This window comes from Streptomyces sp. NPDC101165, from assembly GCF_044768135.1.
In the GTDB taxonomy this organism is placed as follows: Bacteria; Actinomycetota; Actinomycetes; order Streptomycetales; family Streptomycetaceae; genus Streptomyces.
The window spans coordinates 149,847-173,770 of the sequence record NZ_JBIWPG010000019.1 but is presented as its reverse complement, the minus strand read 5'-3'; the positions used below and the strand labels follow the sequence as shown (position 1 = coordinate 173,770).

The 23,924-nt window shown below is 69.1% G+C and carries 22 protein-coding genes; 10 read left to right on the top strand and 12 right to left on the bottom strand.

Translation table 11 applies throughout. The features are described from left to right. Positions 1–24: 24 nt before the first annotated feature. From ACIRVH_RS34550 to ACIRVH_RS34535, 4 genes are all read right to left on the bottom strand, one after another. Positions 25–375, bottom strand: coding sequence for a WXG100 family type VII secretion target (locus ACIRVH_RS34550; protein WP_393483635.1), 351 nt, complete (start codon positions 373–375; stop codon positions 25–27). A gap of 142 nt (positions 376–517) precedes the next feature. Then, complete coding sequence (locus tag ACIRVH_RS34545) at positions 518–1,831, bottom strand: S8 family serine peptidase (protein ID WP_403961703.1); 1,314 nt, start codon at positions 1,829–1,831, stop codon at positions 518–520. A gap of 23 nt (positions 1,832–1,854) precedes the next feature. Then, positions 1,855–3,651 carry a WXG100 family type VII secretion target gene (locus ACIRVH_RS34540; protein WP_403961700.1) on the bottom strand — a complete coding sequence of 599 codons (1,797 nt, stop codon included), beginning with the start codon at positions 3,649–3,651 and terminating at the stop codon, positions 1,855–1,857. Positions 3,652–3,653: 2 nt separating this feature from the next. Beyond that, on the bottom strand, positions 3,654–4,106 hold the full coding sequence (locus ACIRVH_RS34535) for a hypothetical protein (RefSeq protein ID WP_403961697.1): 453 nt from the start codon (positions 4,104–4,106) through the stop codon (positions 3,654–3,656). A gap of 651 nt (positions 4,107–4,757) precedes the next feature. On the opposite strand from ACIRVH_RS34535, the gene ACIRVH_RS34530 reads away from it, so the two are divergent. Further along, on the top strand, positions 4,758–4,925 hold the full coding sequence (locus ACIRVH_RS34530; RefSeq protein WP_403961694.1) for a hypothetical protein: 168 nt from the start codon (positions 4,758–4,760) through the stop codon (positions 4,923–4,925). Here ACIRVH_RS34530 and ACIRVH_RS34525 read toward each other — a convergent pair. Beyond that, positions 4,904–5,715, bottom strand: a protein-coding gene (locus ACIRVH_RS34525; RefSeq protein ID WP_403961691.1) for an IS5 family transposase whose coding sequence is annotated in 2 segments (ribosomal slippage) — positions 4,904–5,362 and positions 5,365–5,715 — 810 coding nt in all. Because the reading frame shifts where the segments join, the coding sequence is not laid out codon by codon here. The two genes, ACIRVH_RS34530 and ACIRVH_RS34525, sit on opposite strands and share 22 nt — an antisense overlap. A gap of 648 nt (positions 5,716–6,363) precedes the next feature. On the opposite strand from ACIRVH_RS34525, the gene ACIRVH_RS34520 reads away from it, so the two are divergent. Beyond that, complete coding sequence (locus tag ACIRVH_RS34520) at positions 6,364–7,077, top strand: hypothetical protein (protein WP_403961688.1); 714 nt, start codon at positions 6,364–6,366, stop codon at positions 7,075–7,077. Positions 7,078–7,179: 102 nt separating this feature from the next. Here the strand turns inward: ACIRVH_RS34520 and ACIRVH_RS34515 are convergent, their stop codons facing one another. The 3 genes from ACIRVH_RS34515 to ACIRVH_RS34505 are packed head-to-tail and all read right to left on the bottom strand — an operon-like array spanning position 7,180 to position 9,338. Then, positions 7,180–7,695, bottom strand: coding sequence for a hypothetical protein (locus ACIRVH_RS34515; RefSeq protein WP_403961685.1), 516 nt, complete (start codon positions 7,693–7,695; stop codon positions 7,180–7,182). Between the two features lie 33 nt (positions 7,696–7,728). Next, complete coding sequence (locus ACIRVH_RS34510; protein ID WP_403961683.1) at positions 7,729–9,000, bottom strand: putative T7SS-secreted protein; 1,272 nt, start codon at positions 8,998–9,000, stop codon at positions 7,729–7,731. A gap of 32 nt (positions 9,001–9,032) precedes the next feature. Further along, positions 9,033–9,338: a hypothetical protein gene (locus ACIRVH_RS34505; RefSeq protein WP_403961680.1), complete on the bottom strand. Its 306-nt coding sequence runs from the start codon at positions 9,336–9,338 to the stop codon at positions 9,033–9,035. 356 nt (positions 9,339–9,694) lie between these two features. Between ACIRVH_RS34505 and ACIRVH_RS34500 the strand changes: the two genes are divergently transcribed. The 5 genes from ACIRVH_RS34500 to ACIRVH_RS34480 all read left to right on the top strand — a co-directional run bounded on the left by ACIRVH_RS34500 (position 9,695) and on the right by ACIRVH_RS34480 (position 13,178). Then, positions 9,695–10,051 carry a DUF4333 domain-containing protein gene (locus ACIRVH_RS34500; protein WP_403961677.1) on the top strand — a complete coding sequence of 119 codons (357 nt, stop codon included), beginning with the start codon at positions 9,695–9,697 and terminating at the stop codon, positions 10,049–10,051. 190 nt (positions 10,052–10,241) lie between these two features. Then, positions 10,242–10,625, top strand: coding sequence for a hypothetical protein (locus ACIRVH_RS34495; RefSeq protein ID WP_403961675.1), 384 nt, complete (start codon positions 10,242–10,244; stop codon positions 10,623–10,625). 76 nt (positions 10,626–10,701) lie between these two features. Further along, complete coding sequence (locus ACIRVH_RS34490) at positions 10,702–12,027, top strand: hypothetical protein (protein WP_403961673.1); 1,326 nt, start codon at positions 10,702–10,704, stop codon at positions 12,025–12,027. An 80-nt stretch (positions 12,028–12,107) separates the two neighbouring features. Next, complete coding sequence (locus ACIRVH_RS34485; protein ID WP_403961671.1) at positions 12,108–12,605, top strand: hypothetical protein; 498 nt, start codon at positions 12,108–12,110, stop codon at positions 12,603–12,605. Positions 12,606–12,665: 60 nt separating this feature from the next. Further along, positions 12,666–13,178: a hypothetical protein gene (locus ACIRVH_RS34480; protein WP_403961668.1), complete on the top strand. Its 513-nt coding sequence runs from the start codon at positions 12,666–12,668 to the stop codon at positions 13,176–13,178. Between the two features lie 37 nt (positions 13,179–13,215). Here the strand turns inward: ACIRVH_RS34480 and ACIRVH_RS34475 are convergent, their stop codons facing one another. Genes ACIRVH_RS34475 through eccB form a run of 3 tightly spaced genes read right to left on the bottom strand, consistent with a single transcriptional unit; the run spans position 13,216 to position 16,637 of the window. Then, positions 13,216–13,824 (bottom strand): hypothetical protein, encoded by a 609-nt coding sequence (locus tag ACIRVH_RS34475; RefSeq protein WP_403961665.1) that lies wholly within the window; start codon positions 13,822–13,824, stop codon positions 13,216–13,218. Continuing rightward, positions 13,812–15,086, bottom strand: coding sequence for a type VII secretion-associated serine protease mycosin (gene mycP / locus ACIRVH_RS34470; RefSeq protein WP_403961662.1), 1,275 nt, complete (start codon positions 15,084–15,086; stop codon positions 13,812–13,814). The genes ACIRVH_RS34475 and mycP overlap by 13 nt, the downstream gene beginning before the upstream one ends. Before the next feature lie 27 nt (positions 15,087–15,113). Next, positions 15,114–16,637 (bottom strand): type VII secretion protein EccB, encoded by a 1,524-nt coding sequence (eccB, locus tag ACIRVH_RS34465; RefSeq protein ID WP_403961659.1) that lies wholly within the window; start codon positions 16,635–16,637, stop codon positions 15,114–15,116. A 205-nt stretch (positions 16,638–16,842) separates the two neighbouring features. Here eccB and eccE point away from each other — a divergent pair, with 205 nt between their 5' ends. The 3 genes from eccE to ACIRVH_RS34450 all read left to right on the top strand — a co-directional run bounded on the left by eccE (position 16,843) and on the right by ACIRVH_RS34450 (position 22,791). Further along, positions 16,843–18,213: a type VII secretion protein EccE gene (gene eccE / locus ACIRVH_RS34460; protein WP_403961655.1), complete on the top strand. Its 1,371-nt coding sequence runs from the start codon at positions 16,843–16,845 to the stop codon at positions 18,211–18,213. Next, entirely contained in the window at positions 18,213–18,977 is a 765-nt protein-coding gene (locus ACIRVH_RS34455; RefSeq protein ID WP_403961652.1) for a hypothetical protein, read from the top strand. The genes eccE and ACIRVH_RS34455 overlap by 1 nt, the downstream gene beginning before the upstream one ends. Positions 18,978–19,338: 361 nt before the next feature. Beyond that, positions 19,339–22,791 (top strand): SCO5717 family growth-regulating ATPase, encoded by a 3,453-nt coding sequence (locus tag ACIRVH_RS34450; protein WP_403961649.1) that lies wholly within the window; start codon positions 19,339–19,341, stop codon positions 22,789–22,791. Positions 22,792–22,861: 70 nt separating this feature from the next. On the opposite strand, the gene ACIRVH_RS34445 is transcribed toward ACIRVH_RS34450, so the two are convergent. Continuing rightward, on the bottom strand, positions 22,862–23,809 hold the full coding sequence (locus ACIRVH_RS34445) for a bifunctional riboflavin kinase/FAD synthetase (protein WP_393483582.1): 948 nt from the start codon (positions 23,807–23,809) through the stop codon (positions 22,862–22,864). Positions 23,810–23,924: the final 115 nt, after the last annotated feature.

Sequence of the window (23,924 nt, the reverse complement as noted above, 5' to 3'; positions counted from 1 at the left end):
CAGTTGTCCTGAGTGCCGCTCGGCTCAGTAGGAGCTGAGGGAAGACGTCGGAACCGTGGGAGCGCCGTCCTGGAGGTCGATCTTGTTGACCGCCGCGCGCACCTCGTCTTCCTTGCTGTCCTTGATGTTGCGCGTCGAGGTCATCGCCTCGATGACGTCACTGAGGATGTTGCCGATGTTCCGCAGCGACTCGTTGATCTCGAACTGCTTCTTGTCGAAGGCGGCACGGCCGATACCCTGCCACTGGCCCTCGAGGCCGTCGATGACGCCCTGAAGCCCGTGCACCCGCTTCTGGATGCCCTCGTACTTCTCCGCCATCTGCTTCTGCAGGTGGACTACTGCGGCATCTTCGAGCTTCTGCTTTCCGCCGGCCATGATCGGCCCTGCCTTTCGTGTGTCCGTTGTTGATCTGATTGTTTCGACTCGCCGCCGCGCTCATTGCTCTGCAGGGTGAGTACGAAGTCCCTGTCCTACCCGAACAGCACAGGACTACTACGGTTGGTGACGACTGATCACGTCACTTGGCGCGTCGTGCCCGCATGACGGCCAGGCCTCCGCCGCCGATCACGACGACCGCGGCGATGGCGCCGAGCGCGATCCAGAGGGTGTTGCTGTTGCTGTCGCTCGACGATTCGGTGCTTGATCCTGCCGCTGAAGTAGCGCCGCCAGAACCCTTTTCCGGGGCTTGTGACGGGGTTGATGCAGAAGCGGAGGGCGAGGTCGAGTGGGAAGACGAGGAGGAGCTTGCCGACTTGGCCAGCACGTCCCCGCCGTTCTCCTTGCGGAGCGGATCGACGTTCGGGGGGCCGGGGTTGTAGTTGGGATTTGCCAGCACCGTGCGGGGGCGAATGGCCCCATAGCCGAGGTATGTGCTCGGCTTGTTCTTCGGCCAGCTACGGCCGGCCGTGTCGATCAGCGCCCGGGTGACCTGGTTCACCGTCCAGTCGGGGTGGGCGGACCAGATCAGTGCGGCAGAGCCCGAGGTGATCGCCGTTGCGGAACTCGTACCGTTCATGTTGTCGCAGTACGAGCGGAACTTCGCGTCACACCAGCCGGGGAAGTTCTGGCCCGGAGCTGAGAGGTCGACGTAGCCGCCATGCGAGGAAAACTTTGAGGCCGTGCCGGATGCGTCGATCGACGCCACGCCGACTACGTAATCGTCGGACGCTGGATAACCAATGGTGTCACCTGATTTCTGACCGTCGTTACCGACTGAAGCGATCAGCAACTTTCCCTTAGAGGCAGCGTAATTGATAGCCGCCTGCTCATAGGAGTCAGGCCCCTCTGCACCGAAGGACATGCTGATGATCTTCGCATCAGTGTCGGCTGCCGCCCTGATCGCGGTGGTGGAATCGGGCATCTTCCGATTCTCCGCGTCGTCCTTCCGGTCCTCAAGCTTGATATGGATCGGAATGATCTTGGCTCCGGGTGCCAGCCCTTTCAGGCCGCCACCTGCTCCCGTCCCCGCGATCAGCTCAGCCATGGTTGTGCCGTGGCCGGCGTTATCGTCGGTGGCCCGGTACGCGACCGACTTCGGAACGTCGTCCGTCAGGACCTGCCCCTTGAGCGACGAGGTGTTCGCGTTCACTCCGCTGTCGATGACAGCGACCTTCACGCCCTTCCCCGTGCTGACCTTCCACATCTTCTCGGCCTGCATCGGCCCGAGGTACCACTGCTTCGACTGAACGTCGACCGCGGCGGCACTCGGAGCCAAGCCGACAGTGGTGGCGGCCAGGGCGCCGACGACCGCTGCCGCAGCACGCGCTCGCCTGCCCCAGCGCGCCCTGTGGACCGTGGCCTGCTCGGCTCGTCGGCTGATCCCTGACTTCATCGTCTTTCTGTCCTCGCTCGCGCTCAGTTGATCACCGGCGGCACATCACGCCGGAGCTTGTCGGGCAGGTGTGTCTCTTCGTCCTCGACCAGGTAGTCGGGCCGCGGCGTTCCGTCCGTCTTCCGCTCTTCACCGGGCTTGCCGTTATGGCCGACACCACGCGAAAGACCGGCACCACCGCGGGTCATGCCATTGCGCTCAGCCCCGGCCGCGGAGTTGCGCGCGGTCGGCCTGCCCGTGACGGCCTCGGGTGTTCCCCCAACAGCACGGGAACCCGTCGTGCTCGAACCCGGCCGTGCCGGGGACTCCGACGCTCCGAAGACACCACGCTGACCGAGCCGGCCGGTCGTGGATCGGGAGTTGGCGGCCTCCTCCTGGCCTCCGATGACGGTGCCGCGAGGGAGCCTCGACCCGTTCTTCGACGCCGGATTCGTGGTGGAGGGCCGGCCTCCGACGACTCCGTTGGACCGCCCGGCGCCGGTGGCCGGCCCGCTGGTCGCACGCTGTGCCGCCGCGCCTCCGGGCCGCGGAGTGCCACCCGTGACCGCACGGCCCATGGAGGACGACCCCGGTCCGGAACCGGTGCCCTTGACAGCGGACTGACCAGTCGACGTGGCACGCCCCATCTGGTCCATGGGTCCCTGCCCCACGGTGCGTCCGGAGCGCGGGTTGGTCAGCTCGGAGGTACCCGTGCGGCCCTGCGCGGACGGAGGGTTGCGATAACCGCCGGCGCCGCTGGGGCCTCGGCCCGACGTGCCGTTGGGCACGGGAAGCCTAAATCCACCGCCACCGTCGAACACGTTGGGCTGGCTGCCAGTTGTGGGAGGCGTGCCCGTCACCGGCGGAGTATGGCTGGGCCCAGGCGTGGTGGTCGTGGGCGGCGGCAGCGTGCCGGTCGTGTCGATGTGCGTCCCGACGGGAGGTTCGGGATGCGGGGTCTTGTCGGGGATGTGCTGCGTGGGCGTGGGGCTGTCGTTTGTGACGTGCCTGGTGGAGTCAGGGCTCGGCGCCGTCACGTGATGATCGACACCGGATACCGATCCCGAGCCCTGGTGCGAGACCGCGCCGGAACCCGTGGCGGGCGTCGAGCCACCAGCGTTGTCCCACTTTCTGGGGCGCGGCACACCCACGTTGCTGGGCATAGCCGCGAACGTCGGCTGCGTCGCAGGCAAGGACGCCAACACCTCTTCGGACACCGCGTAGTACGACGACAACCGGTTCATCTGGTTGATCGCCTCTTGGCGGTCCTTCTCCACCTTTATGGCAGCGGCGTACCCCTCTTTGTCCGCCGTCTTCTCAGCCGCCGTGAACTTGTCGGGCCGCTTCCGGTTCGATTCCGTGTCGCGAGGCGGCATGGCACCACGCACGGCCGCGAGGCCTACGGCGGCAGCCGTGATCTGATCGCCCGCATCTCCGGCGAACTCGCTCAAGTGGTGCGTGTTCTTGACGAGGTCCCTGCCCCAGTCCCTGAAGTCAGTACCCGACTGACCGACCCACGGCACCTTCTCGACGTAGGCATGGAGGTCGTCGGCAGCCTTCTTGATGGCGTCGCGCGCATCCCACAGGGCCTTGCCGGAGGATTCGAGGTCCTCCGGATCCGTCTGCTCAACCAGGTCGATCATCGTGTTGAGAGGCAGGTCATGCTTACCGAAGTCCGTCCGAGTGGCGACCGCGCGCCCGACGGGGGTGACTCTGATCGCCGTGTCAACGATGCCGTCGATGAATCCAACGTGCGGAGTGTTCTCGTAACCTCGAACCCAGTCAGTGGTCTTGTTCTGATCGCCGACTCGCTGCAGATCGGCGTCATGCTTGTCAGTCATCGCTACAGGTCCGCCCCGCTCTTGGCGTTGTTGCTGGCGTGCCGCTTGTCCTGCGCCGCGGTCTCGGTCCTTCCGATCTCCGTCTGGATCGCCCAGAACCGTCGGCGCTGCTCCTCCTCGAGGCTGTCGAAACCGATGCGCGCACCCTGCACTGCGATACCGGTCGCCTCGATCTGCAGATGCAGACTCTTGGACAACGACGTGAGCTCTTCGTGGACTCGGTTGTACTGCTCGTACAGTCCGTGCGCCTCAGGGAAGACGCCACCCGACCCCGAGGTCAGAGACGTGGACCTGATCCTCTGGGCGCCGACCTTTGTTGAGTTGCCTGCGGACTCTTCGAGGTCGCTAAGCACGGCGTCCACCTGCCCCACGAACTTCTTCAGCGCGTCACCACTGGCCTCCAGGTTCGCCGCCCTGGTCGCCGACACGCCCCCCACCATGTCTGCCGGAAGCACGACGCTCCTCCCCGTTTCCCCGTACATACATCGGTCCCGACCCAGTCGAGGCCGACCACCCACTCGCCGTACGATCGCAAAGCGAGTCGCGTCTCACAACGCGTTTACCACTGTAGTCAACCTGCACATCGGGTCCAACCGAGGTGTGTGTTAACTCAGTTACGAGACCGCATCCGACGCCGCGGTTTGCCCCATTTGCCGGTTCGCTGTTAACGACCGTGCAGCACACCCCGTTGCACCTCGCCGCACCCGGCCCAATCTTGGACGCGGTTGACGCCGACGACGTTGCACCGTTTGCGATCTTCATCAAACTTCTACACGCACTCGGGGACGACGCCGTAGCAACTACCACGGTGGGATAAGGAAGTTGCTAGCTGGGACAGGGGCGTCAGGGCATGATGATCAGAGGGGGCCCGCCGGTGAATGTGAACAGCTGACGACCGAGGCCCTGCAGCGCCGCCAAGGCTCGGCGCGCATGCAGTTCGACCGCTTCCAGCTGATCCCGGCGGTAGCGCCACCGCTCAGGGAGTCCTTCGCGTCAACCAGACCGACCTCGCCGCCGGCGGCTATGCCGCGTACGAGTCACATCGGCTTGCGGCACGACTACGACCTCGCCCGCATGAACCCGAGGCGATCACCGACTGGCGCAACATGACCAAGAAGCTCACTCCGCTCGCCGAAGACACCGACAAGAACCTCAAGGGCAAGGAAGACAAGGCCGATTGGGTGGGCGTGGACGCCACCGTGACCCGCAAGTTCATCACCAAGTCGCACTCAAGACGACCTAACAGGCCATTTCATTTGGGGAGTCTGCGGTAGCAGATGAGTGTGGCAGCGATCGCGGTGAAAGCCATGAAGTGTTCGGCTTTGCGTTCGTAGCGACGGTGTAGTCGTCGGCATCCGCTGAGCCAGGCGATGGTGCGTTCTACGACCCACCGATGCCGGCCGAGGCGTTGGGAGTTCTCGACTCCGCGACGGGCGATACGTGGTGTGATCCCTCGCATCCGTAACCATCGTCGCAGGTGGGGGTAGTCGTATCCCTTGTCTCCGTGGAGTTTCGCCGGGCGGCGCCGACGTGGGCCACGGCGTGAACGGATAGGCGGTATGCCTCTGACGAGTGGCTCGAAGACCTGGCTGTCGTGCACGTTGGCGCCGGAGACGCCGATGGAAAGAGGCAGGCCGTTCCGGTCGACGATGAGGTGGATTTTCGATCCACGCTTGCCACGGTCGGTCGGACTCGGTCCCGTCAGCGGCCCCCTTTGACCGCGCGGACGCTGACGGAGTCGATGGCGCACCGCGACCAGTCGAGCTCTCCCTGACCACCGAGTTCGTCGAGCACCAGGCGGTGCAGTTTGACCCAGACACGGGCCTGGGACCACTCGGTGAACCGCCGGAACGCGGTGACGCCCGACGGTCCGAATCCAGGCGGCAACTGGTTCCATGTGCAGCCTGACGTGGCCACGAACACGATCACGGCCAGAACCTCCCGGTCACCGTGCGACCGACGGCGGCCTCCGCCCTGCGGTCGTTCCGGCGCCGGCGGCACCACCCTCTGAAAGAGCTCCCACAAACCGTCCGGCACCAACCGCTCGACAAGCTCGCTCGCCATACAGTCAGCATCCCGCAAGATCACACCAAACGAAATGGCCTGTAAGCGGCAACGACTTCCCGCTCCTCGAGATCGACTTCCATGCGGCGGCACAGCACCCGAAGCCCGTCAAGGAAACGACCACGAGACGGGTGCCCTTTCCCGTGGGTGCCTACGCAGCCACGGGTACGAACGGAGCCGACCTCTACTTCGCTTGCACCACCAAGGAGACAGGAACGTCGTTGATCGGAGATGCGCGGTACGTCAAGGAAGAGATGTTCTCACCCTCTTCCGCTCTCGGGAGCGCTCGCAGGGCCAGGGACCACATGGCGATCCTCAACTCCGTTGCCCGCAAAGTGGCAGACCGATCGAGCTGCGCTTCGGAGGCAGACCTTCCTGCCAAGGTCCCGCCAACCCAGGTCCCCCACACTTGCACCTTGATGACGCAGCATCTCCCTGACATTGACCCAGTTGTGGGGATGCCGTGAATGCAGAAGCTGATCACCGCGAACACCAAGTAGGGCGAAACGTTCAGCGTTTGGCTGCGACTTCCCCTGCAGGCTGAGCACGCCGCCACCCACGACCTCGCACCCCCCAGGCATCAGGCATCAGGCATCAAACGGAAGCCTCCGTTCACCCTCCTCGCTCCCGTCCGCCATAATCAGAACCATGGAGCATTGGGCTGGGGAACTGATCAAGTGGTCGCTGTTCGCCTTCATCGCGGGAATGTTCATCCTCGTGTTCACCGTGTCGGCGCGTGGGCGTAAGAAGGACGCGCGGGTCAAAGAGGGCTATGAGCAGCTTGCCCGGATCGCACCGGAACGTGGGTGGACCTACCAGAAGCGTGTCCAGGGGGAGATCGATCAGTACTGTGGCGTGCGGCCCTTTCCCGGTCGTGGGAGCAATCTGCGGGCCTGGCACTACACCACGGGAGAGTTCCGCGGCCGTTCCTTCAAGTACTTCGAGTACCGCTCCATGAACCTCCAGTCGGGCGCGGACACCGGGGAACGCAAGCAGCCCAACATCGAGTCCGTTTTCATCGTCACGGCGCCTGGCTCCGGGCCGTTCGTGCAGATACTGCGCCCGAGTGTGTTGGACACGCTGTTCGACCGCAGGGCCAAGATGCAGCTCGGTGTGCCGGAATTCGATCAGAACTTCCGGGTCATCACCCGGGACGAGGAATTTGTCCGTAACGCGCTCGGCCAGACGGTGGTGCCCTATCTGGTGACCGACCCGAAGGCGAAGGGGTCCCTCCAGCTGCGCGAGGACGAACTGTTCACGTGGTACAGGGGTCCGCTGACGCCACAGGCCGTCGACGAGAAGCTGAACTACCTGTGCGATGTCCTGGACCGGATTCCGGAACAGGCTTGGAGCGCCGCCTGAGCCAAAGTTCAGAGCAAAGGTCCGAGCAGAAGCCGGAGCACACGTCAGAGTGCCCGTTCTCCCGAGGCCGGCAGGCTCGCGGGAGAACGGGCACTCTGTCGTTCAGTCAGAGTCCTCCTCGGCCGGGCGCACCGTCCGCAGGAAGGCCTTGAAGTCGTCCAGCACCTCGGCCATCTGGCTCTGCTTCGCGGTGAGGACGAGTTCGATCACCGCGCGCTTCGCCGAGTTCCTGACGTCCTCCACGCCGAGGTACACCTGACTCTGGAGCAGCTCCAGCGGCTCGCCCCTCAGGGTGGTGTGGAGGCGGAGGTTCTGGATCACGCCGGGGGCGTCCGTCAGGCCCGGGATGTCCGGGGTCCCCACTTCGGCCTTCTTGACGACCTCCACGGTTCCCGCCTGCTCGAGCCGGTGCACCGACTCGTCGGCGATCTGCCACATGGTGGCGCTGTCGTTGCGCATCCGACCGGCGATGGTGATGTTCGCCGTGAACCCGCCGTCGATGGAGGCGGGATGGAGCGCGACGAAGGCGGCGCCGGGCGCTCCCACCTCGTCCGGCGGCGCAGCCTGCCAGCCCTCCGGCAACGAGAACGAGATCTTGACCGGCAGCGTGGCCGCCATGATGCTCCCTTCCTTGATGAGCGTCAGCTCAGCTTAGAACCAGTCACCGATCGCGTCGGCGGCGTCACCGAGCGAGTCGACCACCTTGTGCGGATCGATGGTGACGTCGAAGGAGACCTTGCCGCCGATACCGAGGCCGACTCCGACCTCGCCGCCGACGGTGAACTTGCCGTCCTTCATGCCCAGGTCGGCGCTCGCGGACGCGCCGGCACCCGCCCACGCCTCGCCGCCGACACCGGCGCCGACACCGGCGACGTCGCCGGAGACCGAGCCGGTGGCCTTGGCGCCGGCGAACGCCTCGGCGCCCGCGTGTACGCCGTCCTTGCCGACGCCCACGTTCGCGGAGGCCTCGGCACCCGCGTAGGCCTTGCCCTCGGCCTGGACCGCCGCGTAGCCGTACTCGGCACTGCCGCTCGCGGAGGCCTGGGCGAGGTACGCGCTTCCCGACAGGCCGGCCTGGAGCCGTCCGTTGGTGATGCTCGCGGCGGCGGAGCCGTCGACACCGAGCGCCGAGACGCCGGCCGAACCCTTCAGCTTGCCGTCACCAGCGAAGGACGTCTCTCCGTTGGCGCCCGCCGACCAGACGTTGGCACCGCCCTGCCACTCGGCGAGCTTGACGGTCAGGTTGGTCTTCTTGCCGGGGGTGGTCCCGTCCTCCTCGTCCCCGGTCGGCGCGGGCTTGTCCCGGATGAACCAGTTGCCGTCCTCGTCCTTGCCCCAGACCTTGTCGGCGCGGTAGTGGCCGTCACCCTTCGGGAGCCAGCGCTCGGTCTCCAGCTTCCACCGGTTCTGGGTCGTCTTGCCGACGCTGTGGTCCTGGATCCACTTCCAGTCGTCGACCCGCTGTCGCGCGTCCGTCAGCCAGCCGGGGCTGTGTGCCGCGCCGCCCGCGAGGTCGTCGAACTTCTTCGTCAGCTTCTCGAGCTCGGGCTTGAGTTGCTTGCGCGCGGCGTTCAGCGTCGTCCGTGCCGCGTCGTGGTCGCCGGACTTCCACTGGTCGATCGCCGTCGAGGCCTGTTTCTGGGCCCATCCCAGCGTGGAGGAGTACGAGGTGACCGCGTCGGCCGCGCCCGTCATCGCGTCGGCCGCGAGGTACCAATCGAACTTCTCCTTGGACAGGGTGGGCCAGAAGGCGTCGCTGGCCTCGCCCTTCCAGCCCGTGATCTTCAGATCGCGCAGGCCGTCGCCGATCTTGTCGAACTTCTTGGACCAGCCGGTGAGGGTGGAGGCGAGCTCGGTCAGCTTTCCGGTGTCACCCGGAACGAGCTCCTTGGGGTCGGTCGTCGACCCCAGCTCGGTTGCCATGGATGCGGATTCCCCGTCTCTGATTCAGTTTTCTAACTCAAGTCCGACTTGACCGAATTCACCGCGTCGCGGATGGCCTGGTCCGTCTCCGTGAAGTTGTTGTTGGCCGAGTTCAGGCCCTCAGCCAGGGAGGCCGCACAATCGGCGAGGAACTCGGCCCCCAGCTCCCAGGTGCCGCAGAACGTGACCAGCGCCTCGGCCGCGGAATCGTCCCCGATCGCGGAACCCTGTTCGGCCAGACTCTTCAGGTCCACCTTCTGAACGGGCGTCAGACATTCCAGAATGTCCGAAGCGCCCTTCTTGAGGACACCGGGCTCCACTCCCAGATCGGCCGTCACGAAATCCCATCCCTCTTCATTCAACCCCGCCTGCGCACACGCGTCTTGGCGGTCGGCGCGCTCACGCTAGCACCAATATCAAGCCATAAATATCGAGCTCACCGCGCCCACACGACTCCTGCCGCTGAGCGTCACCCGGGCCTCGCCAATCGGCCGGCACGACGGGAACGTGATCAGCTCCACCTCGTGGAGAAAGTGAGAATTTCCGTAGGTGGAGTGAAGGAGATACGAAGACTGCGCGCATTCCAAGTTTCGCGCGGTCGGGTAATGGCCGGGCACCCATCGCCATGCCCCCAGCACCCCGCCAAGTACGCTATCCCGGTCTTCTTGCATAACCAGTCGACCCGGAGTAGACGATGCCCAAGACCCGGATGACCACCGCTGTTTCGATCCTCGCGGCCGCAGCAGCCGGCACGCTGCTGCTGGGCTGCTCGGCCTCTGTCGAGGTCAAGAAGTCCACTCCGCCGAAGCTGTCCGCGGACAAGCTTTCCAGCACGCTCTCCGAAAAGCTCGCCGCCGCCACAAATCAGCCCAAGCCCCGCATCTCCTGCCCCGAGGACCTCGTCGGCAAGGTCGGCACCACCACGCGCTGCACGCTGACGGCGAACGACGGCAGCACCTTGGGTGTGACGGTCAAGGTCACGTCCGTCAGCGGAGACCAGATCCACTACGACTTCAAGGCCGACGACAAGGCGTCCCCGGCCCCCAACTGACGTGTACCCGCGCGGCTGTTTGGGACAGTCTTTACCTAACCGAAGGCATGAAAGCGCTACGGTACGACGCGATCGCTGCAACGGGGGTGCCCGCGCTGCCGGCACCGTACGGCGGCAAGGGAAGGCGGGACTCATGTCAGGGGCGGAGCAGGTGCAACCGGGAAGCGACGGGACGGCACAGCCCGTCGGTATGCGACTGAACCAAGTGCCGGGCGACGTCGGGGCATCCCCCGCTGCCCCGGGGCTGACCGGGGGTCAGAAGCTCGCTTCCACACCGGCCCAGAAGCACGCCGCTGCCAACGCCATCGAGCAGCACATCGAACCCGACACCCGTAAGGCCGGCGACTACGCGGACACGGAGACCAACACGACCGTCACGGCGTTCCGTGACGGATGGCACACGTCGGGAGCACTGAAGAAGGCGCATGCGTCCTGGGACGGGCAGGTGAAGAACCTGATGAACATGCTCGCCTCCGACAAGACGGCTCTGCGCAACGCCAACACCACCTTGCAGACCACGGACTTCCAGGTGGGGTCGAACTCGAACTCGGTGTCGGTCATCAACGGTTACTGACCGGGCCGCATCACAGGCTCAGTCCTGAGCCACGTCTCGACCAGCAGTCCGCTACGGGAATGACAACGGGGATCCCATGCCGACTTATCACGAGATCATGACGACCGACCTGTCCGCGCTCACGACGTCCGCAGACCGCTGGGACGGGATGGCGAAGGAGTTCCACCAGCAGGAGGTCGCGTACCAGCGGGATGTATGCGGCATCACCCTGGGCCCAGGCTGGTCCGGGCAGAGCGCGGACGCCGCCAACGGACGCTTCGACGTCACGCTCAAGCAGTTCCAGGCCGCGCAGGTCGAGGCCAAGGCGGTGGCCTCACTGCTGCGTGAGGCGCACAAGGACTTCACGAACATCCGCAAGAAGCTGGAGTCGGCCCGGGCGGACGCCGTCAAGGCCGGCATGGCGGTGTCGGAGGGCGGTGTGGTCTCCTACGACACCACGAAGCTGAGCGAGGGCGAACGCACCGCCCTGCACCATGACCCCGACTACCAGGAGTCCGTGGGCAAGGCCAAGGCCTCCTGGCAGGCGGAGATCAACCGGCTCGTCAAGGAGATGTGCGACATCGACAACGAGGTCGAGAACGCCCTCACCCGGGTGGTGATCGACTCCGACCTCGGTGACGGCACGCTCACCGGCTTCAACAGCCAGGCCCATGGCGACATCAAGACGTACGAGGACGAGGCCAAGCGCGAAGCCGCCCGGACCAAGCCCGACGGGTGGAAGTCCGAGGGCAAGACCGAGACGTCCGGCCCCGATGCCGGGGCGAGTGCGAAGGGGCCCGACTTCGGATCCGGCAAACTCGGCGAGGCGGAGGCGCACGCCGACCTCGGCAGCGCGAGCGCCGAGGGCTCGCTCACCAGAGGGCCGTGGAAGCTCGACGGGAAGGCCGAGGCCTACTCGGGCGCCAAGGCCTCCGTCGAGGGCGGCGTCTCCCAGGACGGCGTCGAAGGAAACGCGAGCGCCTTCGCGGGCGGTGAGGGCTCGGCCGAGGGCGGCGTCAGTCTCGGCCCGGCCGGCGTCTCCGCGAAGGCCGAGGGCATGGTGGGTGCCGAAGCCGGTGTCGACGCCGGGGTGAGCAAAGAAGGTGTGCACGTGGGCGGCACGGCCTTCGCGGGCGCCAAGGGCGGTGGCGAGATCGGTGCCGACGTCGGAGGCGTCTCGGCGGGCTTCTCCGCCGAGGGCTGGGCCGGCCCCGGTGCCGAGGCGAGCCTGGACTTCGGCAAGAACCAGCAAGGCGCGTGGGAGTTCAGCACCAAGGTGGGCCTCTCCCCCGCCCTCGGCGGTGAAGTGGGCGTCAACTTCAGTGTCGACCCGGACAAGGTCGTCCACACCGCGGGGGACCTGGCCGACGCCGTCGGGGATGGTGTGAGTTCGTTCGGGAATGCGATCACCAGTGTGTTCTGACTCCCTCACCAACCGGCTCTGAACCGGCACTCCCGTGGCCCGCCGTCACGGGAGTGCCGTCGTAGGAAGGAAACCTCGCGATGTCGACGACCCTGCCGATCCCGCTCGAGTTCGATCTGCCGCACGGCTGGCGATCCGCGCCGCCGGACGAGGTCGGCGCGCCCGGCGCGGCGTTCGTCGCGGTCCGTCTGCCGTCGGACGCCGGCTTCACCGCGAACATCACCGTCGACGGCGCGTACCGCCCCGACGCCGCGACGCTGCCCGAGATCGCCGAGGAGTCGGTGGGGCACATGGACGAGGCCGTCGCCTCGGTCATGGTCACCGACCGCCGTGAGACCGGCTCCGTGGATGCGCCGGGCCTCACCCAGACGCTGGCCTTCTCGGTCGTCGCGGGCGGGAGGAGCCGCGACCTCGTGCAGTCCCAGGTGTACCTGTCCGTGCTCGACATCGACGATCCGCACCGGCGGGTGGTGATCCGGCTGATGCTCACCTCCACCGCGTCGCAGCACCCCGCCCTGCTGGAGGACTTCAGGGATTTGGTGCGCACCGTCCGTCCGGGCGAGGGTGCGACGCCGTAGCGGCTTGTGCGGAGTCGGCGAAGCTTGTGCCTCCGTCCTTGTCCTTCGTAGGTTGACTCCATGGGACTCTTCGACAAACTCACCGGCACCCAGCACCCCCCGGAGGGAGTTTCACCGGTCCCGGGAGAGGAACTGCGGGCGGCTCTGCTCGGGCTCAATCAGCCCGATGTGCCGTACGTCATCCGTTACGGCGGCGGTGAACAGTGCGACCTGCTGGCGGAGTGGCGGCTGACGGAGCCCGCGTGGCAGCACATCTTCGTCCAGTCCCAGGTCAGTCACGCGGTGCGGATCCGGATGCGGCTGGACCACAAGGAGCACGAGGTGCGTGCTCTGGAGGAGCAGTGGGAGGTCAGCCGGGTCGGGACGTCGACGACGCTCCAGAGGACGTCGGAGTACACGCGCGGGCCGAGCCGGACCGTCAGCCGCCGGTGGACCGTCGGACGTGGGGAGAGCGGTCGGCTCGAGACGACGGAGACCTTCGGCTTCGACAGCGCGCAGTTGCGCGAGCCGCTGCGCGACGCCGTCCTCAAGTCCGGCTGGACCTGGCGGGGAGTCGTCTTCGGCAAGCTGTGAGCCTCGGCGGCACCCCCGCATCGGCACCCGTCGGAGCTCAGCACTCGCCCTTGCGTGACTCCATGGCGATCCGGTACCCCCGGTACGTCAGCGTCCCCTCCCGGCCACCGATACCGGGAGGCGTGTAGTCGTCCTCCTTCGACCGGCCGCGCTCGACGTGCGCGCAGAACGCGCCGTCCGCGCCCTTCGCCGTGACCGTGAAGTACGCGTCGTCCTCCGTGTTGGCGTCAGCCGGGACGGCGGCCACGCCGTACTGCGGGGCGTCGCCGCCGCCGTACCGGATCACGTTGTCCTCGATCAGCGAGGCGTAGTCGTCGAAGTAGAGAGGACTGCCCGAGTCGTCGGTCTGGTACGTGAAGCCGTTCAGGTCGTCGGCGGCCTGCCGCACCGCGCCGGCCAGCTCGGTGTCGTCCCACGCCATGTCGTCGGAGACGCCGAAGCCCTGGACGGCCGTGTAGACGCCGAGACCGGCCAGGGTCACGAAGACGACGCGGGCGACGACGAAGGCGGAGTCGGGAAGGTCCGGGGCGGACGGGTTGATGCTCGAGCGCCACGCGCGTACCCGGTCCGCCTTCACGCAGGCCATGGCCAGGAGTACGGCGGTCAGGGCCAGGCCCAGGACGTTCAGCTCGGTCAGGCCGTCCACCGGCCGCCCGGCCGCTGCCCGCCGCGCCTGCGGCGTCCGTCCCGTACCGCCACGGCCGTACCGCTCAGCCCCGCCACCACGACCAGGCCTCCCACCATGACGTACGTCGCCATGCGGGAGTTGCGTTCGTCCGCCGTCTCGCCGAAGTGCAGGGGCGTGACCGAGGGGGCCTCGCCCTTGGCGACGCCGTCCTCGGGTTTCGGTGACTCGACGGGGTGCTCCGGATCCACCTCGGTCAACGCCTTCACCGGGTCCACCACCCCCCAGCCCACCAGCCGGTCCTGCCCGGGGATCGAGCGTTCAGCGGTCTGCTCGATCTGGGCGGCGACCTCCTGGGCCGTCCACTTGGGGTACTTGGCCTTCAACAGGGCCGCCACGCCCGCCACATACGGCGCCGAGAAGCTCGTGCCGTTGTCCGAGCAGTGGCCGCGGCCCGGGACCGTGGAGATCATGTCGACACCGGGGGCCGAGACCCCCACGAAATCTCCCGACTGTGAAAAGGCCGCCCGTTCGTTGTTGCGGTCGGACGCCCCCACCGCCAGGACGCCCGGGTACGACGCCGGGTACGTCGGCTTGACGTTGCCGCCCAGACCGTCGTTGCCGGCCGACGCCACGACCACGACCTTCCGGCCGAGGGCCTCGTCGACGGCCTGCTTCAGGCGTATGTCCGGCGCGACCGCGTTGGCCGTGTCCTGGGAGATGTTGATGACGTCCGCGCCCGCCTGCACCGCGTAGTGGATCGCCGAGGCCAGGGTGAGCGCCGTGCCGTCGCCCTCGGCGTCGTTCTGCTTGATCGGGATGATCGTCGCTTTCGGGGCCAGGCCCACGAAGCCCGTTCCCTTGCCCGGGCGGGCCGCGATGATGCCGGCCACGCGCGTGCCGTGGCCGACCGTGTCCGTGGTGCCCGAGTTGTTGCCGCGCTCGATCTTCTCGCCCTTGGTGTTCTTGGGCGGCAGCAGGTTCTTGCCCTTCGACACGTCAACGGCCTGGGTGAGCTGCGGATTCTTGATGTCCACCCCGGTGTCGATCACGGCCACCCGGACGCCCTTGCCCGTCGACTGCGCCCACAGCGCGTCCAGGTTGACGCGTTGCAGCGCCCACGGCCGGCCCGCGTAGTTCTTCGACGGGAACGTGCACTGGCCGTCGTCCGCCCGGGCCGGGGAAGCCGGGAGGGCGATCACCGTGGTCGTCGCGGTGAGGATTACCGCGGCGGCCACGCCCGCTGTCCGGGCCGCGGTCCCCGGTGTCCTTGCCTTCAGCATGAGTTCGCTTCTCCTCCGCCCGCTCCGCTACGAACCCTGCGGCTGCCGTGCCGCCGCCTCCGACAGGCGCGGGCCCGTCGGCAGGAACCTGGACCACTCCTGGGGGACGGGCGTGGGCTTCACGTTCTCGTAGCCGAGGCGGGTCTGGGCGATCTTCGCCTCGGACAGCTCCTCCTTGCGCTGCTTGGCGGAGGTGCCGATGCCCTGGTCGTCGGTGGCGCTGTCGCTGTTGGACTGCAGGGCGTAGCGCAGGCCCGTGTCGGTGACCAGGAAGACGCCGCCGGCGCCGGTCGCCGTGCCCTGGAACTGGCGGTAGAGCTGGCCGGAGCCGGCGGTGACGTATCCGCTGGAGGAGCCGGTGGGCAGCTGGGCGGGAAATTCCGTGCCCACCCAGGTCGACAGCGTGGTCCGGCCCTTGCCGGCGACCGAGAGCATGACGTTGCAGACCGTGTTGCGGCCGCTGGTGGTGCTGGAGCCGTCGTTCACCGTCTTCGGCTTGTACGTCGGCCAGTTCTTGTTCCCGTCGAACGTGGTGCTGTCGGCGACCGCGCCGGGGCTGACCTGCTGCGCCTCACCGGCCTGGTCCGTGCCGATGAGGTCCCCGCTGTTGAGCAGGAGCGTGGCCGTGAACTCGGAGATCCGGGCGACCTTTCCCTGCAGCACGACGTAGTACTGCATCGACTGGCCGTCGTACGCCTTGATGACCTCGCCGACCTTGTCGTACTGCCGCAGCAGGGTCGAGGCGTCGGCCTTCGCGCCGGGCGTGCCCTGGATCGGCGGGATCGCGATCGAGTCGCCCTTGTGGAGGGTGTCGAGCCACTGCTGGGAGACGCGCTGCGGGGCGCGGCCCTGGGTGTCGAGGGCCTTGAGCAGTTCCTTGTCGGTCGGGTTGGCGATCTGGTACGCCGTGCCCCGCGCGTCGACGACGTACTGGGTCTTGCCGTCCGGGGCGACGACGTACATCAGGTCGCCGTGGGTGAGCTTGTTCGGCCCGTCCGTCTTCGACCATTCCTTCTTCGCGAGGACGAACGCCGCCTTCTGGATGGCGCGGCCGCCGTCGCCGGGGCGTTCGCAGACCACCCAGCGCTTGGCGGCCTCGGCCTCGTCCGAGGTGGGCAGGCGGTCGGGGGCGTAGGGGATGCCGATGGTGGCGCCGTGCGGGGGCTTGCCACTGTCCAGGACCTTCTCGTCGACGGTGATGACGCTGTCGTGGCTGGGGTCCAGCAGGAGCTTGGCCGAGGCCATGTTGAGAACCGGGTGCAGCTGGCTCTGCGTGCCCGTTTTCAGGACGACGTACCGCGTGGTCGACTCGCTTGCGACGATGACGTGTTCCTCGGGTTTGTCCCAACCCTTGGGCGCGGTCGGGCTGAACATGCCGATCGCGCCGAACACCGCGAGGATCACGACGCCGACGACGGCGCCGGGCACGAGCGCGCCCAGCGGCTTGGGGGCGCCCTCCTCCGAACCGGAGGGGGAAGGCTGCAGGAATGATGCGAGCGTGCGGCGCTTCGCGAAGGTGTAGGCGTTGAGTTCGTCCCGCCGTGATGCCATCTGTGTCCGCTCTCTCCCCGTTGCGGAGCCGTGGGGGACCTGTGAAGATCCGTCCCCCGCCCTCGGTTGCTCTGGTGTCTCGACTGTCAGACCCGGCCCCTACTATGCCTGTTGCCAAGAGGTGCGTGTGGCACGGGTAGGGTGCTCAGGGCTTGAAGGGACCGGAGCGCAAGGTTTTTCGGGAGAGTTCGGGGGTTTTGGAGTGATGGCTTCCGCAACGCGGAACCGGTCGCGATCGCAATCGGGGTCACGGTCGGGTGGTACGCGCCGGTCGCGTGGTCGCGGCACTTCTTCCTCCCAACCGGGCGCCCAGCAGGCACCCACTTCGTATCAGGGCGCTTTCGCGCCACATCTGGAGTCCCGTTCGGGGCGCGGTGGTTCGTTCGCGGTGCAGCGGCTGGTGCTGCTGGAGATCGCGGGCGCGCTCGTGGTGTGCGGGTGGCTTCTCGGCACGGTCGCGCTGATCTCCGCCGCCGCCGTCGCCGCCGTGTTCCTGGTGCTCGCCGTCGTACGACGTCGGGGACGCTCCCTGCCGGAATGGCTCGGCACCCTGCTGGCGCTGCGGGCCCGCAGGCGGCGGGCCGCGGGCACACCGGTGCCGCCGGGCACCGACTCCGGTCTCGCGCCCGCCGTGGAGTGCGATCCGACCCTGCGCACGTACAGCTACAGCCGCGGCGACGACCGCGACCAGCGGCCCATCGGCATGGTGGGCGACGGCGGCTTCCTGACCGCGGTGCTCCAGGTGGAGTCGGGCGCCGACGCGCTGCGCGCGGAGCGCAGCCGCAGACCGCTGCCGCTGGCGCTGGTGCGGGACGTCCTCGAAGTCGACGGGATCCGGCTGGAGTCGGCGCAGGTCGTGGTGCACACGCAGCCCGCGCCCGCGCTGCACCTGCCCCAGCAGTCGGTCGTGGTGAGCAACTACGCGCCGCTGCAGGCCCAGACCGGCTCCCCCGCGGTGCGCATCACGTGGATCGCGCTGAAGCTCGATCCCGAGCTGTGCCCGGAGGCGGTGGCTGCGCGCGGCGGCGGTCTGTTGGGCGCACAGAAGTGCCTGACCCGCTCGGCCGAGCATCTGGCGAGCCGGCTGACCGGCGCCGGGTTCCAGGCGAACGTGCTCACCGAGGAGGAGCTGACGGCCGCCATCGCCACCTCCGCGTGCGCCAACCCGATGGTGACGGCCCAGGCGGCCCAGGCCGGGCGGGGCGAGGCGCCGCAGCGCCGAACCGAGGAGTCCAGCCGCAGCTGGCGCTGCGACAACCGTCGGCACACCACCTACTGGGTGCGCCGCTGGCCCCAACTGGGCGGATCCGGCGGCTCGCTGGCGCAGTTGGTGGCGCAGCTGACGGCGGTTCCCGCGCTGGCGACGACCTTCAGTCTGACGCTGGCCAAGGGCGCGCAGCAGGACGTGGCCGTCACCGGCCATCTGCGGATCACCGGCCGCAGCAACCAGGAGCTGACCAACGCGCGGCGCGATCTGGAGCAGACGGCGCGGCAGGCGCGGACCGGGCTCGCGCGCCTGGACCGTGAACAACTCCCCGGCGTTCTCGCCACTCTGCCGCTCGGAGGTGCCCGCTGATGGCCGTGACCACTTCGCCCGCCCCGTCGGAGACGAACCGGTCGGCGCCGGGCCTCGGCGAGCGGCTGCGCACCGGCTTCGGCCTGCTGGGCCCCCGTCACCCGCGGCATGCGCTGCCCCTGGAGCAGGCCGACGCCCTGTCCCTGCCGATAGGCGACGACGGTGTGGTGGTCGGCGACAACGCCGAGGGCCAGCCCGCCGTGCTCGGGGTGAACCGTCCGACGCCGTACGACATCGTGCTCATCGGCGGCCTGTGGACCGCGCAGGTCATGGCGCTGCGCGCGGCCGCGACGGGCGCGCGCGTGGCCGTGGAGACGGGCCGGGCACAGGCCTGGATGCCGATGGTGCACGCCATGGGCGGCGGGCAGAACGGCCTCGCGGTGTACGACGTCGGCCGCGTGCCCCCGCAGGGCGCCTCGGCCGGAACGCCCGTGCTCGTGGTGCGGGACTGCGGCATGCGGCCCCCGCGCGGGCGCGTGGTGTCGGCGCCGTGGCAGTCGGTGCTGACGCTGCTTCCGTATCTCAGCCCGGTGGCGCCGCGGTTGATGCGTCAGGCGCGTCTGGTGGGCGTGCAGCGGGTGTCGCCGGACGAGGCGGCGGAGATCGGGCGCGTGCTCGGGCTGCCGCGTCCGGAGCTCGATTCACTGCCGACGCTGCCGGACGGCGTGACGCTGTGGTGCACGGAGCGGGACCGGCAGTACGTGGTGACACGGGCGACGGATGCCGAGACCGGACTGCTGGGCGTGGCACGCCGGATGGACTGACCGACGTCCAACTTGGCCCGTTTTCACGGGACCTGGCGCGCTATCACGCGAATTCACGCGCTATCGGAGGCTGAGCGCGCCGCGCCTTCGTCACGTTTTGATGTACGTACACATGCGCCCGGGAGGTCTCGGGCCCGGTGTGACGCGTCGGACGGGCACGAAGGGGCGGCCGGGCCTGCCGGGCCCGCGCTTCAGGTGATTAGGCTGGTACCGGGCACGTCGCGAGTTTCCGTGATCGGGCGATGCGCGCTCCGCGACAAAAGGGGTCAACTGGCCCCAGGGGGAAGCCCGGCGAATCGTACGACAGGAACGGTCGCCCCCAAGCACGGCACAAGGGTGTTCGACCACACCAGGAGGAACTGTGAACAGCGATCGGGACGGGATCCGCGGGGGTTGGGACACACCCGACGACGACCAGACCGACGCGGAGTCCGGCATCGAGATGACGGGCGAGTTCACGATCGACTACGCGCCGCCCGCCTGGTACACGCAGAACGCGTCGGGTGGTACGACCGGTGCGCCCGCGTCGGCTCCGGTGCCGCCCCCGGCGGCCACTCCCGCCGCACCTCCGCCGCCGGTCGGCCAGCCTTTCGGGGTTCCGGACGTGCCGCCCGGCAGCGGCTTCCAGCCGGCCTGGACGGCGGGGTCAGCCCCTGCCGCCCCGCCCGAGGCCCCGGCCACTCCTGTCGCCCCGCCTGCGCCCCCGGCAACGCCTGTCGCCCCGCCCGAGGCCCAGGTCACCCCTGTCGTCGCGCCCTTGGTGCCGACCGAGGGGGACAGCGGAGACCTCGTCAGCGGCGCGACCATGCGGATCTCCTCCTCCGCCCTGAAGCGGGAGATCGCGGAGCGGTCGGCCACGGCGACCGCTGCCGAGCAGGCCGGGACGAACGCCGACACCGGCAGCCACGCGCACGGCAACGAGCCCTCCGCCGAACAGCCGGTCGGTACTGCCGAGTCGACGGCGAGCGGTGACGGCGATGGCTACGGCAACGCCCTTCCGGAGGCGGACGCGGCAACGGACGCCGAGGACAAGTCCACCGCTGCCGCCACGGCGCACGTGGGCGAGGAGCCGGACAGCGGCGACACCGCGTCCGAGAGCCTGGAGCCGGACGCCCACAAGGGCGCCGCGGAGACCGGCCTCCCGGACACCGGCGACGAGTCCGCGCCCGTCAGCGAGCACGAGCACGGCGAGGAAGACACAGCCGGCGCCGACGCCGCCCAGGCCGACGGCGCGTCCCCGGAGGCGGCCTCCGCACCGAGCAGGCAGGCGCAGTCGGCTGCCGCGGAGAACGGCGACGCCCAGTCGGGCGAGGCTCCCGCCGCGGGTGCGGACGCGCAGGGCGACGGCCCCATCGCCGCGAGCCCCGAAGCCGCGCAGGACGCCACATCGGCCCCCGCAGCCCCCGAGGCCGCACAGGCCGCCGGATCCACCCCCGCAGGCCCCGAAGCCGCACAGGCCGCCGGATCCGCCCCCATAGCCCCAGAAGCCGCACCGGGAGCCCAGCCCGGCTGGGCTCCCCCGCCGGCGCCGCAGGGCAACGTGCCCCCGCTGCCGCCCTCCTACCAGCCCGCCGCGCCGACCCCGGCCGCACAGTGGCCCGCGCAGCCGCAGCCGGCCGACCCGTCGATGCCGCAGCCGCACGCTGCCCAGGCGCAGCCCCACGCCGCTCCGGGGCACCCGGCCGCGCCGCCCCAGCAGCCGCCGTTCCAGCCGCAGGCACCGCAGCCCGCGCCCGCCGCCTGGAACCAGCCCGGCATGCCGGCCCCGCAGGCTCCGACGCAGCCCGCACCGCAGCCCGGCCAGCCCTACGCCCCGGGCGCTCCTGGAGTCCCCGGTGCCCCCGGCGTCCCCGCCCCCATGGCGGAGCAGCCGGCGGCACCCGCACCGGCTCCGCAGCAGACCCCGCCGGGCGGTTACGGCTTCCCGCAGCCTCCGGCGCCGCAGCCGACCCCGAGCGGCCCCAACCCGCAGTCCGGCTACGGCTTCCCGCAGCCCGGCACCCCCAACCCCCAAGCTCAGCCCGGCGGCTACGGGTTCCCGCAGCCGGAACAGCAGCCCCAGCCCCCGCAGAACCCCGAGGCCACCCAAGGCGCTCCGCACCCCGGCGCCCCCACCCCGCCGGCCCAGCCCAGCGGCTACGGCGTCCCCCAGCAGGGACAGCAGCCGGCCCCCAGCGGCCCCAACCCGCAGTCCGGCTACGGCTTCCCGCAGCCCGGCACCCCCAACCTCCAGGCTCAGCCCGGCGGCTACGGCTTCCCGCAGCCGGGACAGCAGCCCCAGCCCCCGCAGAACCCCGAAGCCGCCCAAGGCGCTCCGCAGCCCGGCACCCCCATCCCGCCGGCCCAGCCCGGCGGCTACGGCTTCCCGCAGCCGGGACAGCAGCCCCAGCCCCCGCAGAACCCCGAAGCCGCTCAGGGTGCCCCGCAGCCGGTCGCCGACCCGCGTGCCGGTGCCGCCTGGCCGCAGCCCGTGCAGCACGACCAGCGGCAGATGACCAACCCGGGTGCGGCGCCGCTGGGTTACACCGCGGCCGTGGAGCTGTCCTCGGACCGGCTGCTCAACTCCAAGAAGCAGAAGGCGAAGAGCGGCCGGCCCACGGCCGCCTCGTCCCGCTTCAAGCTGGGCGGCAAGAAGGAGGAGGCCGAGCGGCAGCGCAAGCTGGAGTTGATCCGCACGCCGGTGCTGTCCTGCTACCGGATAGCGGTCATCAGCCTCAAGGGCGGTGTCGGCAAGACGACCACCACCACCGCCCTCGGCTCCACCCTCGCCATCGAGCGGCAGGACAAGATCCTCGCCATCGACGCGAACCCGGACGCCGGCACCCTCGGCCGACGGGTGCGCCGGGAGACCGGTGCGACCATCCGCGACCTGGTCCAGGCGATCCCGTACCTCAACTCGTACATGGACATCCGCCGGTTCACCTCGCAGGCGTCCTCCGGTCTGGAGATCATCGCCAACGACGTGGACCCGGCCGTGTCGACCACGTTCAACGACGAGGACTACCGGCGCGCGATCGACGTGCTGGGCCGGCAGTACCCGGTCATCCTGACCGACTCGGGCACGGGTCTGCTGTACAGCGCGATGCGTGGGGTGCTCGACCTCGCCGACCAGCTGATCATCATCTCGACGCCGTCCGTGGACGGTGCGAGCAGCGCCAGTACGACCCTGGACTGGCTGTCCGCGCACGGCTACGCCGACCTGGTCTCCCGGTCCATCACCGTGATCTCCGGGGTCCGCGAGACCGGAAAGATGATCAAGGTCGAGGACATCGTGGGGCACTTCGAGACGCGCTGCCGCGGTGTGGTCGTGGTGCCGTTCGACGAGCACCTGGCCGCCGGTGCCGAGGTCGACCTCGACATGATGCGGCCCAAGGTGCGGGAGGCGTACTTCAACCTCGCCGCCATGGTCGCCGAGGACTTCGTACGCCACCAGCAGTCGCACGGCCTGTGGACCAGCGACGGCAATCCGCCGCCGGTGGTCGCCCCGCCGATGCCGGGCCAGGCGATGCCGGGTCAGCCGATGCCTGGTCAGCCCATGCCGGGCCAGCAGTATCCCGGCCAGCCGTACCCGGGTCAGCCCTACCCGCCGCAGCCCTACCCGCCGCAGCAGGGCCAGCCGCCGCAGGGCCAGCCGCAGCCGTACCCGCCCCAGCAGCCGGGCCAGCCCTACCCGCAGGCCGCCCCGGGCCAGCCGTACCCGCCCCAGCAGGGACAGCCGCCGCAGGGACAGCCGCCCCAGCCCGAGCTGTACGGCTATCCGCAGCCCCCGCAGGGCGGGCAGCCTCCGCAGGCCCCGCCGCCGCAGCAGCAGTAGGACGGCACGACGAAGGGCGGCCGGTGCTCATCGCACCGACCGCCCTTTCGTGTCGTGGAAGAACGCGGGCCTACGCCTCCTCGGCGACGATCTCCCGGCACCGCTTCACGTCTTCGGCCATCTGCTCCAGCAGGGCCTCCAGCGACTCGAACTTCGCCTGGCCGCGCACGTACGCCAGGAAGTCGACGGCGACGTGCAGGCCGTACAGGTCGAGGCCGACGCGGTCGATGGCGTACGCCTCCACCGTGCGCTCGGTGCCGTCGAACTGCGGGTTCGTGCCGACGGAGATCGCGGCGGGCATGACCTCGCCCTGCGCGTGCAGATAGCCGGCGTACACGCCGTCGGCGGGGATCGCGGTGTGCGGGAGCGTCTCGACGTTGGCCGTCGGGAAGCCCAGTTCGCGGCCGCGCTGTGCGCCGCGGACGACCACGCCCTCCACCCGGTGCGGGCGGCCCAGGATCTCGCGGGCGCCGGCCACGTCGCCCTCGGCGACCAGGCGCCGGGTCAGGGTCGAGGAGAACGGCTCGCCGCCGCCCGCCGCACCGCTGACGTACAGGTCCACGACCTCGACCTCGAAGTCGTAGACCTTGCCCTGCTCGGTGAGGAACTCCACGCTGCCGGCCGCCTTGTGGCCGAAGCGGAAGTTCGGGCCCTCGACGACCGCCTTGGCGTGCAGCTTGTCGACCAGCACCTTGACGACGAAGTCGGCCGGCGACAGCTTCGAGAACTCAGTGGTGAAGGGGAGGATGAGACAGGCGTCGACGCCCAGCTCCGCCATCAGCTCGGCACGGCGGTGGTGCGCGGCGAGCAGGGGCGGGTGGCTGCCGGGGCGGACGACCTCGCTGGGGTGCGGGTCGAAGGTGACGACGACGGCCGGGACGCCCAGCTCACGGGCGCGGTCGACGGCATGCTTGATGATCAGCTGGTGGCCGCGGTGAACGCCGTCGTAGGAACCGATGGTGACGACGCTGCGCCCCCAGTCCTGGGGGATGTCCTCCAAGCCACGCCAGCGCTGCACTGTGACCGCTCCTCGAACCCGTGTCCGTGTCTACCGTTGACCTCTTGTGCAGGTCTAAGGGTGCCATGCCGGGTGCCCGGGGCCCGCATCGGCATGGAGGCTGTGACCGGGCGCA